Origin of the sequence: Microcoleus sp. PH2017_35_SFW_U_B, assembly GCF_020737865.1 — a bacterium.
GTDB lineage: Bacteria > Cyanobacteriota > Cyanobacteriia > Cyanobacteriales > Microcoleaceae > Microcoleus.
The window spans coordinates 123,172-138,550 of the sequence record NZ_JAEQDE010000028.1; the positions used below are offsets into that span (position 1 = coordinate 123,172).

The window sequence follows — 15,379 nt, forward strand, 5'->3', positions numbered from 1 at the left end:
TTGAGGGTGGATAATAGCAAGAAGGAAGAGGGAAGAAGGAAGAGGGAAGAAGGAAGTCGGAAGAAGGAAGATTTTGCGACTCTCCCCATCTCCCCATCTCCCCATCTCCCCCTCTCCCCCTCTCCCCCTCTCCCCCTCTCCCCATCTCCCGCTCCCCCAATCCTCCACTCTCGTTACAATAAGATAAGTTGCCTTGCTACCGATCGCCCTCAAACAAAAACCATGGCTCAACAACAACCCCGGATTTGCATTCTCGGCGGAGGCTTCGGCGGACTCCACACAGCCCTGCGCTTGAGTCAGTTACCCTTCTCCAAAACCGAAAAACCCGAAATAGTCCTAGTTGACCGTCGCGATCGCTTCCTGTTCGTTCCCCTACTGTACGAGCTCCTCACCGGCGAACTCCAAACCTGGGAAATCGCGCCGCCCTTTGCGGAACTCTTGCAAAACACAGGCGTGCGCTTTTGTCAAGGCACTGTCTCCGGCATCGACGTGGAGTCCAAGCAAGTGCAGTTACACGACGGGCCAGAAATTCCGTGCGATCGCCTAGTATTAGCTTTAGGTGGCGAAACACCCCTAGATATGGTCAAAGGAGCCGTTGAATACGCTTATTCCTTCCGCAGCCTCGACGACGCCTACCGCTTGGAAGAAAGACTGCGGTTTCTCGAAGCTAGCAACCCCGACAAAATTCGGATTGCGATCGTCGGCGCCGGTTATTCGGGAGTAGAATTAGCTTGTAAATTAGCCGATCGACTCGGAGACAAAGGTCGCGTCCGATTAATCGAGCAAGGCGACACGATTTTGCGGACATCACCCGAGTTCAACCGCGAAGCCGCCAACAAAGCATTAGAAAAACGCAAAGTCTGGATCGACTTAGAAACAGCAGTAGAGGCGATCGAATCCGACACCATATCCTTACTCTACAAAGGACAATTAGATGTTCTTCCCGTAGACATAGTATTGTGGACAGTAGGAACCCAAGTTAGTCAAGCAGTGCGATCGCTCCCCCTGAAACAAAACCACCGCGGTCAATTAATAGTTAACTCCCAGATGCAAATCATCGACCATCCAGACATATTTGCCTTGGGAGACTTAGCCGAATGTCACGACGCAACAGGTCAAAAAGTCCCCGGAACAGCCCAAACAGCATTCCAGCAAGCTGACTACACGGCATGGAACATATGGGCATCCCTGAGCGATCGACCATTACTACCTTTCCGGTACCAGCCGCTAGGAGAAATGATGACATTAGGAATAGACGAAGCCACCCTGACAGGTTTAGGAATCAAACTCGACGGACAACTAGCACACATTGCACGCCGCCTAGCCTATCTCTATCGAATGCCAACATTTGACCACCAACTAAAAGTTGGTTTCAACTGGATTAGCAAGCCGATTCAGGAGTTGCTGAAAAAGTAATATAGCGGTTATCAGAAAGATTCGCGGACGTTGTTGGGCTTGGGCCCTCTTGGTTTAAACGGTTATGTAAGCTGTCAGTTATACCTCATCTTTTTGAGATAAGACGTACGAATAGAATTCGCGTCTACACAAACGATGTCCGCCTCCGCGGACTGAAAAAAATAACTTAATGACCTTCGCCCGGTATTATTCTGATTCTTGAACCTGCGGAGGCACGTGAGTGTTTGTGTAGACGCGAATGACCTTCGCCCGGTATTATTCTGATTCTTCAACCTGCGGAGGCAGGTGAGTGTTTGTGTAGACGCGAATGACCTTCGCACGGTATTATTCTGATTCTGGTTCTTCAACCTGCGGAGGCACGTGAGTGTTTGTGTAGACGCGAATGACCTTCGCCCGGTATTATATTACTCGTTTTCAAATTCATTCTAACCAATGACAAAAACTATCTTTTTAGATGCAGCAGGCACACTATTTTACGTTCGCGGTAGCGTCGGCGAAGTCTACGCAAAACTAGCCAAAAACTTCGGAGTAACAGTTAATAGTAAAGACTTAAATACAGCATTTTACCAAAGCTTCGCCTCAGCAAATCCGATGACATTTCCAGGAATCGAAGCAGCAAAAATTCCCCAACTAGAATTTGAGTGGTGGCTAGCAGTTTCGGCAAAAGCTTTTCAAATAGCAGGCGTTTTCAATCAATTTTCAGACTTTCCCAAATTTTTTGCCGAACTCTACGCTCATTTTGCCACCCCCGAACCTTGGTTCGTCTATCCCGACGTATTCCCAGCATTAAATAAATGGCAGCAACAAGGAATCGAATTAGCAGTAGTCTCGAATTTCGACTCGCGACTTTATCCAGTATTAAAAGCACTCAATTTAGCAGAATATTTCACATCAGTGACAATTTCCACCGAAGTAGGTGCAGCAAAACCCCAGCCGGAAATTTTCACCGCAGCTTTGCAAAAGCACAACTGCACAGCCGAGAATGTCTGGCATATCGGCGACAGCTTCAAAGCCGATTATTGCGGCGCCAAATCCGCAGGCTTAAAAGCAATTTGGTTGAACCGAGAACAGGAAAAAGTAGAATCCGGCACATTGCCTTTAACTGAAACTAAATTAGAACAGTGCAGCAGCCTTGATTATTTAACCTTTTAACCGGATAATGAGCAAGATGTAAAATCATGTCCGGTCAATTACCCGCCATCCAAAAGGTTTGTAGTGAGGACTTTAGTCCTTTTTGATGCGGACTAAAGTCCTCACTACAAACCAATTTTACTACGGTCATTAGTCCCGTTAATTAACAGAACTTGATATCTATTATGCAAATCACCTCGCCATGAAACAAAACTCAATTCAAACTATACTAACAGACACAATGACCGTGTTTTGGGGAGAATGGCTAGATTTGCGAGTCCGAATCCTGCCAATTGCCGCTGCTGGTTTAACATCCCCATTAATTTACATTCTAGCTTTTGGTTTCGGGTTGGGCAGTTCCATGCCTAAACCGGCAATTGGTGGCAATTATCTAGAATTCATGCTGCCGGGAATGGTTGCACTTTCATCGATGACAGTAAGTTTTACAGGCGCAGTATTTTCTATTTGTGGCGAACGCCTTTTTAGTAAAACATTTGAGGAATTGCTACTGCTGCCGGTACACCCCCTAGCTTTGCACGCAGGCAAAATGCTAGCCGGAATACTGCGGGGACTGCTAACTTCGGTTTCCGTGATTTTAGTAGCAGTTGTGTTTACTCAAAAGCTAGTATTTTTGCATCCGCTATTTTTGTTAGTGATAATTCTCAACTCCGCTGTATTTGCGGGCCTGGGAGTGATAGTGGGTTTAAACGTAAAATCTCTCGAATCAGTCGGATTGTACAACAATTTTCTGATAACTCCGATGTCATTTTTGGGCGCGACATTTTTCGACCCCGCGTCGCTACCAGTAGCCCTGAAAGGGATAGTTTATCTGTTACCGCTGACTTATGCCAGTATTGGATTGAGGGCTGCTGCTTACGATATCGCCAAGTTTCCTTGGTACAGCATACCTGTTTTGTTGGTGGCTGCGATCGCCTTTTCTGCGATCGGCGCCCGCCAGTTTTCTACCCAACAAGACTGAAGGAAGTCCGCACTCATTAGTCCGCGTCGGCTGACTTCGCTGAGAGTATCTCAGTTTTGCTTTGTACAAAGTGAGATGCACCCATTTCATTTGTCCGCAAGCGGTCTCAACCGCTCAATCATAACAGGAGTGGCTAACTAGGATTGGTTATTACCGCCTCGATCGCACTTGCAGGCCCTTTTGTGGCGATCGTATCAGTCACTTTAAAGCCAGCGGAGGAAAGTAAATGATAAAATTCATCATCTCTACGCATAAAAGTACCGCCTATCACAAACAAAGTTAGGCTACCCATACCAATAAAAGGCGACATTTTGCCTGAAGGCAACATAAAATCAACAATCAGCAGGCGATCGTTAGCTGTCATAGCTTGATAGCAATTTTTAAGAATTGCAATAGCACGCTCATCATCCCAATTCAGGAGGACACGAGAGAGCAAGTAAAGATCCCCACCACGCGGCACCGCTTCAAAAAAGCTGCCTCCAACTACTTCACACCTATCTGCAACTCCAGCCACGTGCAAAACCTGAGGTGCATCCACAATAACATCTTCGCGATCGAACAAAATAGCTTGCATTTGGGGATTCGCATTCAGAATAACAGCCGTTAGAGTTCCAATGCCCCCTCCAACATCCACAAACGTCTTAAATCCTGAAAAATCATAAGCTTCAAGCACCGGAAGCAGCCACTCCCTGGTTGTCTCCTTCATCCACTCATTGAAATTTATAGCCGCCTCAGAATTCTGCGTCAAATAGCTATAAAAACTCATCTTAAAAGTATGTTCAAAAGCCGTTTCTCCCGTCTTTATACTGTACAATAAATTCCCCCATCCCTGATATAGTTCATCACCCATTGCCAGAACCGTACCTCGTAAAGAATCAGAAGTACCAGTCAAGAGATGTTTCCCGAGAGCATTCAAGCAAAATTTGTCATTATCTTCGAGAGAAAACACACCAACACTTACTAGCATACGCATCAGGTGATAAATACCCTGAGAATTTACACCAGCAGCTTCCGCAAGTTCATCAGCAGTCTTAGAACCCTCACTCAGAATATCTGCAATTTCAAGTTTAGCCGCCACAAAAAGAGCCTGGGATCTTTTAAATCCATACATCATTTCTAGTAGCACTGACGATGATTTTTCGCCTTCAGGTTGGGCATTTTCTGTATATAAAACCATGAGTTATCCTGTGAATTACAATCTTCAATTATAAGTTGTTGGTATGTTGTTGGGCTTCAGCCCCAAGAGCACTTTGGTATGTTGTTGGGATGCGAGCCCCAAGAGCGCTGAAGCGCAACTACGTACCCTAAGAGCGCTGAAGCGCAACTACGTACCTTTAACTACCTACCTTAATCATCCCATCCTTTTCCATAATCTCTTACCGGATATTCTGTCCATGCACTTCTTAGCCACTCTCTTCCTTGATACTCTAAATACCAATGTACGCTACTTGCTGACCAATCATAAGGAGATTTTGCCCAGCCATGTTTGACAGGATTGTAATTGATGTAATTAATAGTTGTATAATAATGCCTTTCGGAACGAATAGCGCGATCGCTAAATGAACACCACACTTTACCTGTAACACGATCCTCAAGATTCCATTGTCGAGCCAAGGGGCCATGAATCGAACGAAATAGCACACTTAATTGTGGCATATTAACATGATGGACTAAGAGATGATAATGATTCGGTAAAACTACCCAAGCATTAATTTCGATACCATCGGAAATAAACTTCTCAAAAATTGAATCTAAAAGTTGGTGACGGCGTTCCTGAGTATTAATCCGAGATTTATGCTCAAAACAACTAACTGTAAGATGATAAAATTCAAAATCTCGCACTGGATGAGGTGGAGAATGAGCAGGATATCCCTTAGCCAACCTTTCATTAACAAGTTGCACCCGTTCTTCTAAAGTTAATTTCCGATATTCATACATAAAGGTAAGTAGTTGCGCTTCAGCGCTCTAAAAGGTACGTAGTTGCGCTTCAGCGCTCCGAAAGGTACGTAGTTGCGCTTCAGCGCTCCAAAAGGTACGTAGTTGCGCTTCAGCGCTCCGAAAGGTACGTAGTTGCGCTTCAGCGCTCCGAAAGGCTCGTAGTTGTGCTTCAGAGCTCTGAAAGAGGGCTAAAGCCCAACAACGTACCTAAAACGTACCTAATCAGTACCTAATCAATATATTCTCTAAGTTGTTGGGCCATAACCTGAACATGAGGAGGGTAATTCATAGTAATATGATTTCCCGGCACCTCTCGAACCTCTATCCCTCCCCCAGCCACCTCAATCCATGGCAATTCAGGATTTTTAGGATTAACTTCATTTTGTTCGCTAGCACGAAAAAAGATAATTCGACCCGGATAAGCTTGAGGGATGTAATTTCGCATAGCTTGACCGTGTACTTTAAACAGATGAAGAAAGTGACGAATCTCAGGCAATCCAAAATCGGGAGGAACTACCCTATTAGCAATCTTTACTTGCTCTAAAAAGTAGAGAAGTTGCTCATCTTGCTCAAGCTGTTGGAGGACATCCAAAGAAAGAGACAGATCGAAACCAACACCTAGTATATAAACCAGAATTGCTGTATCATCTTCTGTCTCTAAAACAGGCATTTGACCGGGGCCAGGAGTATCTATCAGAGTTAGCAATGCTACTTTTTGACCGATCGCATTCAGTTGTTGCGCCATCTCAAAAGCAACTGTGCCACCAAAGGAAGAACCTCCTAGGAAATAGGGCCCTTCAGGTTGGCGAATCTGCAAAGCTTCGATATAGCGAGTTCCCATTTCCTCAACTGTAGTACAGGCATCTGTTTCATCAACCGAAGCAGGTGCTTGTATTCCCACAATAGGCCGCTCTGAACCGAGATAACGTGCCAAATCCCGATAAATGTAAACGTGTCCGCCTACCGGATGCACTAAAAACAAAGGTTGTTTCAAACTCCCCCGCCGAATCTCCACTAATAAGGACTCCGAAGCTGACTGGGATTGCTGATTATCGCTCGCAGACAACCCGGAATCATCTTTAATTAATTCAGCCAAAGCTGCAATAGTTGATGATTGTAACAGGCTGTGGGGAGACAAGTTTTTTTGCAGTTTTTCGTTTAACTTAGTTATTAGTTGAACTGCTAATAATGAATCCCCCCCTAAATCAAAAAAATCATCATCAATTCCCACTTGTTCAATCCCTAGAAATTCTTGCCATATCGTAGCAATAGTTTGCTCAATTTCATCTCTAGGAACACTATAAGTATTTTGTAGATTCGGCCGAGAATGGAGTTGTGCTGAATCTACATTTGGGGAATTGTCATCGGACAAAGATCCAATTTTAATCGGTTGCTCGATTCCTGGTGGTTCAATCCAGTAACGTTGGCGCTCAAAGGGATAGGTTGGCAATGGGAGACGATAACGCTGCTCATCAGCATAAAATTGAGACCAATCTATTTGTACTCCTCCTAGCCAAAGCTGACCCAATGTAGTAAGTAAGAAAGCTACATCTGATTTTTGGTCTTGCGGATGGCGCAATGAAGAAAGTATAATCTGTTCAGAAGGCTTATTGTGATGTTGTTTTGCTAGCGTGTTCAATGTCCGTCCGGGACCCACTTCTAGCAATATTTGATTGGGCTGGTTTAATAGCTGTTGTAAACCCTCTGCAAACCTTACTGTTTGACGCAGGTGTTGACCATAATAACCGGGGCTTGTCGCCTCCCCCGCTGTAATCCAATTCCCAGTAACATTGGATATGTAGGGAATTTTTGGTGATTTGAGCTTGACTTTTTTCACCTGTTCGGTAAATGGCTCTAAAATTGGCTCCATCATTTGTGAATGAAAGGCATGGGAGGTGTGCAACCTGCGACCCTCTATACCTTTTTCTTTTAGTTTTTGTTCCAATTCATCTACGGCATCGATGGCACCTGAAATCACGCTTAGAGATGCTCCATTGATCGCAGCTAGATCCAGCTTATTGCCGAGTAAGGGTTTGACTTGCTGTTCTGTAAGTGGCACTGCAAGCATGGAACCAGCAGGCAGTTGTTGCATCAATTTACCTCGTGCAGCTACCAAGGATAAGCCCTCTTCCAAGGAGAACACGCCAGCCAAACAAGCTGCTACATATTCGCCAATGCTATGACCAATCATTGCTTGAGGATGCACTCCCCAAGACATCCACAATTTAGCTAAAGCATATTCGATCGCAAATAGTGCAGGTTGTGCGATCGCAGTCTGTGTTAGTTGGTTGGTAGCTGCTTCTGCTTCTGCTGCGCTTGGATAAAGTACGTGGCGCAAGTCAATGCCCAAGTAAGGTTTCAGAATTTCCGAACATAGATCGATCTGTTCGCGAAATGTTGGTTCAACTTGGTAAACCTCCAAGCTCATATTGATGTACTGCGAACCCTGTCCTGAAAACATAAATACGACAGGTGGATTTTTGGACTCTGGGAAGTTGGTAAAAACTCGTTTTGGATCGAGATTCTCAAGGGCTGTAAAACCATCTTGACTGTCATTGCAAACCACTATGCGTCGATGATTAAAAGCCTTTCGACCGACTTGCAGCGTGTAAGCCACATCAGCCAAATTTACCTCGGTATTTTGTTGCAAATACTTGCTTAAGTTGGCAGTAGCACTATTAAGTGCAGAGCTACTTTTTGCCGACAAAACTAATAGTTGCGATGGGCGAGATTCTCCTGATGCTTCTGCAATAGGCGCTTCTTCAAGAACTACATGAGCATTAGTTCCACCAATGCCAAAAGAACTAACTCCAGCACGACGGGGTGATTTACCTGCTTTCCATTCGGAAAGTTGGGTATTGACATAAAAAGGACTGTTGGCAAAATCAATCTTAGGATTTGGCTGTTCAAAATGCAAGCTAGGGGGTATTAGCTGGTGTTTGAGAGCCTGGACAGTTTTGATTAAGCCAGCAACACCAGCCGCAGTATCTAAATGTCCGATATTGGTTTTGGCCGAACCGATCGCACAAAAGCCTTTTTTCTTAGTATCCACAGAGAAAGCTTGCGTCAGCGCAGCGATTTCGATCGGATCGCCGAGGGGTGTTCCAGTTCCGTGAGCTTCTATATAGCTGACGGTTTCAGGGGGAATCTCGGCTATTGCTAAGGCATCTGCGATCGCCTGCGCCTGACCGTCTATACTAGGAGCTGTGTAGCCAACTTTCAGAGCACCATCGTTATTAATAGCGCAACCTTTGATTACCGCATGAATATAATCTCCATCTGCGATCGCCTCCTCTAATCTTTTCAAAACCACAATTCCCACACCGCTACCGCTAACAGTTCCCTGTGCATTAGCATCAAAAGCCCTACAGTGCCCGTCTGGAGAAAGAATCATGCCCTCTTTATAAAAATAGCCTGTCTTTTGATTGACGCCTATAGAAACGCCACCAGCCAAAGCCATATCGCATTGGTAATTTAGCAAACTTTGGCAAGCCATGCCGATCGCAACTAATGAAGTTGAACAGGCTGTTTGGACAGTAACACTCGGCCCCTTCAAGTTTAATTTATAAGAAACGCGAGTTGACAAAAAATCTTTCTCATTGGCGATCGTAAGTTGGAAATCTCCCACAGATTCTCTAAGCTGACGATTCGGATAAAGGTTATTCAAAAAATAAGTATTGAAACTCCCTGCACCTGCGTAAACCCCAATCGCACCTTCGTAAGTTTCCGAGTTGTAGCCCGCATTTTCTAGAGCCTGCCAAGCCGATTCCAAGAAAAAGCGGTGTTGTGGATCTGTGATTTCAGCTTCTCTAGGATTCAACCCAAAGAATGAAGCATCAAACAACTCAATATCTGCTAGTACCGCTCTGGCTTTTACATAGCGAGGATCGCGCACGACTGACTCGTCAATCCCGAAAGATTCTAGTTCTTGTTCGGAGAAGAAAGAAATAGATTCAACACCATCACGCAGGTTTTGCCAAAACTCATCAACATTTTTCGCGCCAGGAAAGCGACCTGCCATGCCGACGATCGCGATACCTTCTAGAGAAGATTGGGTGGTTTTTTCAGAGTTATCCATTTTGATTCTTTCCTGGTAACAATACTTTGGACAATTGATTAGGTACGTTGTTGGGCTTTAGCCCTCTTAGGTACGTTGTTGGGCTTTAGCCCTCTTAGGTATGTTGTTGGGCTTTAGCCCTCTTTGAGGATGGTATGTTGTTGGGCTTGAGCCCTCTTTCGGGATGGTATGTTGTTGGGCTTGAGCCTCCTTCCGGAGCGCTGAAGCGCAACTACGTACCTAAGAGCGCAACTACGTACCTCATTTGGAAAATTTAGAGTTATCGATTTTTATTCTTTCCCTTTAGCGCTTGTTTTTGCTTTTGGCTGTTCATGGCATCTTTTTGTTTTTTGATCCGCTCTTGACTTGACCCAACAGAGGATTGTTCCGCAGCCTCCTCACTTAAATATTTAGCCAAAGAGCTGATGGTTGGATATTTAAACATTTCAACGATTGACACATCTCTGTCCACCACTTCGCGCAGTTGGCTGTGAGCCTGAGCCATCAATAATGAATGACCTCCTAAATCGAAGAAATTATCATCTACACCTACTTTTTCCAAGTGTAATAGCTGTTGCCAAACAGTAGCGATATTTTGTTCTATCTCAGTTTGAGGAGCCACATAAGTTGCTGACAACTCTGGGTTAATAGCCTCAGGTTCAGGCAGTGCCTTACGGTCTACTTTGCCATTGGGTGTAAGTGGGAAATTAGGCAAAAATACAAAGCTGGAAGGCACCATATAGTCGGGCAGTTTTTGCTTCAAAAAGTTTCGCCAACTGCCGAAATCTGTGTGTTCTAGTCCGAGGTTGGAAATAATATAAGCGACTAAGCGCTGGTTGCCGGAGACATCGGAGCGGCTGATAACTAGAGACTCCTGCACATCTGGGTGTTGGCTTAATACCGCCTCAATTTCTCCTAATTCGATGCGGAAGCCCCGAATTTTTACTTGGTGATCGATGCGGCCTAGAAATTCGATATTGCCATCGGGTAAGTAGCGAGCTAAGTCGCCTGTTTTATAGAGGCGAGAACCCGGTTCGTTGCTAAAGGGGTTGGGAATAAAGCGTTCCGCAGTTAGTTCAGGTCGGTTGAGGTAGCCCCGCGCTAAACCAGCACCGCCAATATAGATTTCTCCGGGAATGCCGATCGGCACAAGCTGCAAATGGGCATCCAACAGATAAACTTGCGTATTGGCGATCGGGCGACCGATGGACGGCGGCTCTTGACTATCGGTACATTCGGCGATCGTTGCACAAACGGTGGATTCGGTCGGCCCATAAGCGTTAAAGAATCGACGACCCGGTGCCCACTTAGCCACAACATCGACGGAAACAGTTTCTCCCCCAACAATAATTGTTTGCAATGTAGAAAGCTCTTCAAAAGGAACAACTCCCAAGACTGCTACTGGTAATTCAATGTGGGTAATAGCTCGATCGCGCAATACCTCAATCAAATCAGAACCTGCCAAAAGAGCATTATTGATTGCGATACAGAGAGTTGCTCCCGAACACAAGGCAATAACCCAATCGGAAGTTGCAACATCAAAGCTCAAGGAAGCAAATTGGAGAACTCTGCTGTTCGGTTGTACGTCGAATATCTGAATCTGTGCTATAGCCAGGTTGCATAGTCCTCGATGCCCGACAAGTACGCCTTTTGGCTTCCCTGTAGACCCGGAAGTGTAAATCACATAAGCCAGGTTCTCAGAGGTTAAGCTGCATTCAGGATTTTCCTCACTCTGTCGCTCAATAATTTCCCAATCTGTGTCCAGACAGACAACTCGCGCTTGGTGTTTGGGAAGAGATTCAACTAACCGCCTCTGAGTCAGCAGCACTGGTACTTGGGCATCTTCTAACATCAAGGCCAAACGCTCTGGCGGATAAGCTGGATCTAGTGGTACATAAGCCCCGCCAGCTTTGAGAATACCCAGCAGTCCCACTACCATCTCCAAGGAACGCTCTACACAAATTCCCACCATTACTTCAGCGGTGACACCTAATTTGCCCAGATAATGCGCTAACTGGTTTGCTCGTTGGTTCAGCTCTTTATAGGTAAGTTGTTGGTCTTCAAATACTAGGGCAATAGCATCTGGCGATCGCTCTACCTGCTCTTCAAACAACTGGTGTATGCACGCATTTTGAGGGTAATCGGTTGCGGTATTATTCCACGCTACTAACTGCTGCCGTTCCCACTCAGTTAAAAGGGGTAATTCTGAGATTTTTTGCTCTGGGTTAGAGACGATTCCTTCCAGCAGGGTTTGGAAATGTCCAACCATCCGATCGATCGTGTCAGCATTAAACAAATCTATGCTGTACTCAAAACGACCGACTATGCCCTCGGATGTCTCCTGTAATTCCAGGGTTAAATCAAACTTTGCCGTTTCGGTATCAATATCTAACTGGCTCCAATTCAGAATCGAATTAACGCCTGACATTGGGGGTTGGAGAACAAAAGCAACTTGGAACAGCGGGTTTTGACCCAAATTTCGCTCCGGTTGCAGTGCTTCTACCAACTTCTCAAAAGGCACATCTTGGCAAGCAAATGCTTCCAAAGTCACTTCCCGCATCCTTTCGAGCAACTGCCGGAAAGTAGGGTTGTCCTTGAAATCGGTACGCAGTACCAAAGTGTTGACGAAGCACCCAATTAGCTGCTGAATCTCGGGCTGGTTGCGTCCTGCGGTGACAGTGCCTACAACAATATCGGTCTGCCCCGTGTAGCGATAGAGCAAGGTTTTGAACGCTGCCAGCAGTGTCATGTAGAGGGTAACGCCTTCTTTCTGACTCAATTTCGCGATCGCCTCGCTCAAAGTTTGAGGTAGCGCTAGACATTGCCTTGCACCCCGAAAAGTTTGGATTGGCGATCGCGATCGATCTGTGGGCAGTTGCAGCGTTGACAGATTCGCTAGTTGCTGTTTCCAGTATCTCAGTTGGTTTTCCAGCACCTCTGGCTGTAGCCATTGCCGTTGCCAATAGGCAAAGTCCGCAAACTGAACCGGCAGTTCTGGCAGGGGCGATCGCCCGCCCAAAGAAAAGGCGCTGTAGAGTGTCGCCAGTTCCTTCATAAACAAGCTGTACAAAGAAACACCATCGATCGCGATGTGGTGTATGGTCAGGAACAACCTGTAATCAGCCTCGCCCAACCGCATGAGAGTACCCCGCAGCAGTGGCCCTTGGGTAAGGTCAAAAGGCTGCTGCGCTTCCAAAGTTCCCAGCCGCAATGCTTCAGACTCCCGTTCTGCCTCTGGCAATTCCCCAATATTCACCACTGGCAGGATGAAATTAAAGGCATCTTGAATCACCATCACTGGCTGCCCATCCACGACAGCAAAGGTCGTTCGCAAAATTTCGTGACGCTTGATGATTTCGTTGATGCTGCGCTCCAGAGCAGCAATGTTGACGGAACCAGGTAGGCGAATGGTAATCGGTTCGTTATAAAAAGGTAGATCGGGAGCCAGTTGACATAAAAACCACAGTTGTTGCTGGCTGAAGGATAGAGGTAAGTCCCGATGCCGCGAAATCGGTTGAATCGAGGAAGGCTGGGGTGTTGGAGATTTTTGACTGGCGATTTCCAGATTGCGAGCCAGATCGGCGACTGTGGCAGACTCAAACAAGGTACGCAAAGGTAACTCTACCTGGAAAGTGTCTCGGATTCGAGTTGCAATCTGCGTGACTACCAGAGAGTGACCTCCCAATTCTAAGAAATTGTCGCGAATACCCACTCGCTCTAGTCCCAGAACTTCGGCCCAGATTCCTGCCACCACATCTTCCACAGGAGTTTGAGGTGCCACATAATCTTGTCCTAGTTCGGGAATTTTAATGGCAGGCGCTAGTAGCTTCTGACGGTCTATTTTGCCGTTGGGCGTGAGCGGCATGGTTTTCAGGAACACAAAGCTGGAAGGCACCATATAGTCTGGCAACTTATCTTTCAGGAAGTTACGCAACTTGCCCGCTGTCGTGCGTTGCAAAAATTTTAAGAAGCCTTGAGTTTCTAGGAGGTAGTCCATACTCTGCTGAATCACAGCTTTTTCACTCGCTGTGAGAGATAACTCAATTCCTGCCTGATTTCCTTGACACCAAGCGACAGTTCCCTCAAAACATCGCTCTTCGGTATCTCCCGGTAGCACGAGGCGCAAGTGCAGGCGTTTACCTTTTGACCAATTATCTGGCACTCCGATCGCGCCAATCCCACTGATCGATATGTCTTCTGTTTCTAACTTAACTGAGCGATCGCCATCAAATTCTGCTAAACACTCGCTTTTAAAGGGTATTCGTTCTGCGGTGACCTTGGAAACAACATAAGCGGCGATCGAGCGCTTCTGTCCGGGGACATCTTCTTGTGCTGCTACCACTGCTACCTGCACGTCGGGGTGTTGTCCCAGCACCGCTTCAATCTCGCCTAGTTCAATGCGGAAACCGCGAATTTTCACTTGGTGGTCGATGCGGCCTATAAACTCGATATTGCCATCCGGCAGATAGCTGCCCAAATCGCCCGTACAGTAAAGCCGATCGCCTGTATGGGGATGAGTGATGAAGCGTTTGCTAGTCTTTTCCTCATCTCGCCAATAGCATCGGGCTAGACCAATTCCCCCAATATAAAGCTCTCCTACTACTCCCTCTTGACATGGTTCCATCGCTTCGTCGAGCACATAAAAATGCTGGTTGGTCATTGACCCACCGTAAGGGATACTTTTCCAGGTGGGGTCTATTGTTTCGATGGGATATAAAATCGACCAGATAGAAGCCTCCGTTGCACCTCCTAAGCCGATGACAGCAGGGATTAAAGATTCGTCTAGCTGAGAGCTTGAATCAAGGCACTGGCCGGGCTGGACGCCCGCCCTACTCAACTGAGGTTCAATATCTAAATCTAAACTTTCCGACACCCACCTAGAAACTAAATTTTTGATTTGATCTGGCAAAGTCAAAGGTATCCAATCGCCGCTGAGAAGGACTAATCGCAGAGACGAAGATAAATCTTTGCTATGAACAGCGGCATAATCTACCAGCATCTGCATCAATGCCGGTGCAGAGTTCCAGATAGTGACTTGTGCTTGCACTATCAAATCGACCCAGTGAGCGGGATCTGGCGTTGCTGATACTTGAGGGATTACAACAGTTCCTCCTGCTGCCAGCAAGCCGAAAATATCATATACCGATAGGTCAAAGCTCAGGGAAGATAGAGCTAAGACCCGATCGCCCGCTCCCACTTCAAAGCGTTGGTTGATATCGAGTAGAGTGTTGACAGCACCCCGATGCTCGATCGCTACTCCCTTCGGTTGACCAGTTGAGCCGGATGTGTAAATCACATAAGCTAAATTATCCGATGTCACCCCACTGTCTGGATTTTCCTCTCTGGAGCGATCGACAGTTTCTAAATTCCCATCCAAACAGATGACACGCGCTTGATGCGAGGGAAGAGACTCGACTAAATGCTGTTGTGTAAGCAACACTGGCGTTTGAGAATGTTCCAACATAAATGCCAGTCTATTTGCCGGATAATGCGGATCTAGCGGTACATAAGCTCCCCCTGCTTTCAGAATACCTAATAGACCTACAACCATCTCCAGCGATCGCTCCACACAGGCTGCCACCAATACCTCTGGCCCAACACCCACAGTCTTCAGATAATGTGCCAACTGGTTAGCTTGAGAGTTTAAGTCCTGATAAGTTAGCTGCTTCCCTTCAAAAATTACGGCAATGGCATCAGGCGATCGCTCTACTTGGAACTCAAATAGTTCGTGAATGCACCTATCCGGGAAATTATCTAACATTTTATTTTTCCTTATATCGAGGTATACAGAGTTTTTTTTTCTTTGTTTTCGTAACTATTGCTGAGTTAAGCTGATCCAGCCAAAAGGCTTAAATTAT

General features: G+C 46.1%; 7 protein-coding genes. 3 read left to right on the forward strand and 4 right to left on the reverse strand.

What is annotated here, in order from left to right:
* Positions 1 to 222: 222 nt before the first annotated feature.
* The 3 genes from JGK36_RS06475 (at position 223) to JGK36_RS06485 (ending at position 3,526) form a co-directional block, all read left to right on the forward strand.
* The gene (locus JGK36_RS06475) at positions 223 to 1,416 is read left to right on the forward strand and encodes an NAD(P)/FAD-dependent oxidoreductase (RefSeq protein WP_293179925.1); all 1,194 of its coding nucleotides are present in this window, start codon (positions 223 to 225) and stop codon (positions 1,414 to 1,416) included.
* Positions 1,417 to 1,848: 432 nt separating this feature from the next.
* Complete coding sequence (locus JGK36_RS06480) at positions 1,849 to 2,568, forward strand: HAD-IA family hydrolase (protein WP_293179922.1); 720 nt, start codon at positions 1,849 to 1,851, stop codon at positions 2,566 to 2,568.
* A 181-nt stretch (positions 2,569 to 2,749) separates the two neighbouring features.
* Positions 2,750 to 3,526, forward strand: a complete 777-nt coding sequence (locus JGK36_RS06485) for an ABC transporter permease (protein ID WP_293190902.1) — start codon at positions 2,750 to 2,752, stop codon at positions 3,524 to 3,526.
* A 133-nt stretch (positions 3,527 to 3,659) separates the two neighbouring features.
* On the opposite strand, the gene JGK36_RS06490 is transcribed toward JGK36_RS06485, so the two are convergent.
* From JGK36_RS06490 to JGK36_RS06505, 4 genes are all read right to left on the reverse strand, one after another.
* Entirely contained in the window at positions 3,660 to 4,703 is a 1,044-nt protein-coding gene (locus JGK36_RS06490) for a methyltransferase (protein WP_293196952.1), read from the reverse strand.
* Positions 4,704 to 4,873: 170 nt separating this feature from the next.
* Positions 4,874 to 5,464: a transposase gene (locus JGK36_RS06495; protein ID WP_293179913.1), complete on the reverse strand. Its 591-nt coding sequence runs from the start codon at positions 5,462 to 5,464 to the stop codon at positions 4,874 to 4,876.
* 229 nt (positions 5,465 to 5,693) lie between these two features.
* Positions 5,694 to 9,542: a beta-ketoacyl synthase N-terminal-like domain-containing protein gene (locus JGK36_RS06500; RefSeq protein WP_293196953.1), complete on the reverse strand. Its 3,849-nt coding sequence runs from the start codon at positions 9,540 to 9,542 to the stop codon at positions 5,694 to 5,696.
* Between the two features lie 259 nt (positions 9,543 to 9,801).
* The gene (locus JGK36_RS06505; protein ID WP_293196954.1) at positions 9,802 to 15,282 is read right to left on the reverse strand and encodes a non-ribosomal peptide synthetase; all 5,481 of its coding nucleotides are present in this window, start codon (positions 15,280 to 15,282) and stop codon (positions 9,802 to 9,804) included.
* Positions 15,283 to 15,379: the final 97 nt, after the last annotated feature.

What these genes read in the sequence shown, in the direction of transcription:
- JGK36_RS06475 (WP_293179925.1), top strand. Translation starts at nt 223, where the DNA reads ATGGCTCAACAACAACCCCGGATTTGCATTCTCGGCGGAGGCTTCGGC.
- JGK36_RS06480 (WP_293179922.1), top strand. Translation starts at nt 1,849, where the DNA reads ATGACAAAAACTATCTTTTTAGATGCAGCAGGCACACTATTTTACGTT.
- JGK36_RS06485 (WP_293190902.1), top strand. Translation starts at nt 2,750, where the DNA reads ATGAAACAAAACTCAATTCAAACTATACTAACAGACACAATGACCGTG.
- JGK36_RS06490 (WP_293196952.1), bottom strand. Translation starts at nt 4,703, where the DNA reads ATGGTTTTATATACAGAAAATGCCCAACCTGAAGGCGAAAAATCATCG.
- JGK36_RS06495 (WP_293179913.1), bottom strand. Translation starts at nt 5,464, where the DNA reads ATGTATGAATATCGGAAATTAACTTTAGAAGAACGGGTGCAACTTGTT.
- JGK36_RS06500 (WP_293196953.1), bottom strand. Translation starts at nt 9,542, where the DNA reads ATGGATAACTCTGAAAAAACCACCCAATCTTCTCTAGAAGGTATCGCG.
- JGK36_RS06505 (WP_293196954.1), bottom strand. Translation starts at nt 15,282, where the DNA reads ATGTTAGATAATTTCCCGGATAGGTGCATTCACGAACTATTTGAGTTC.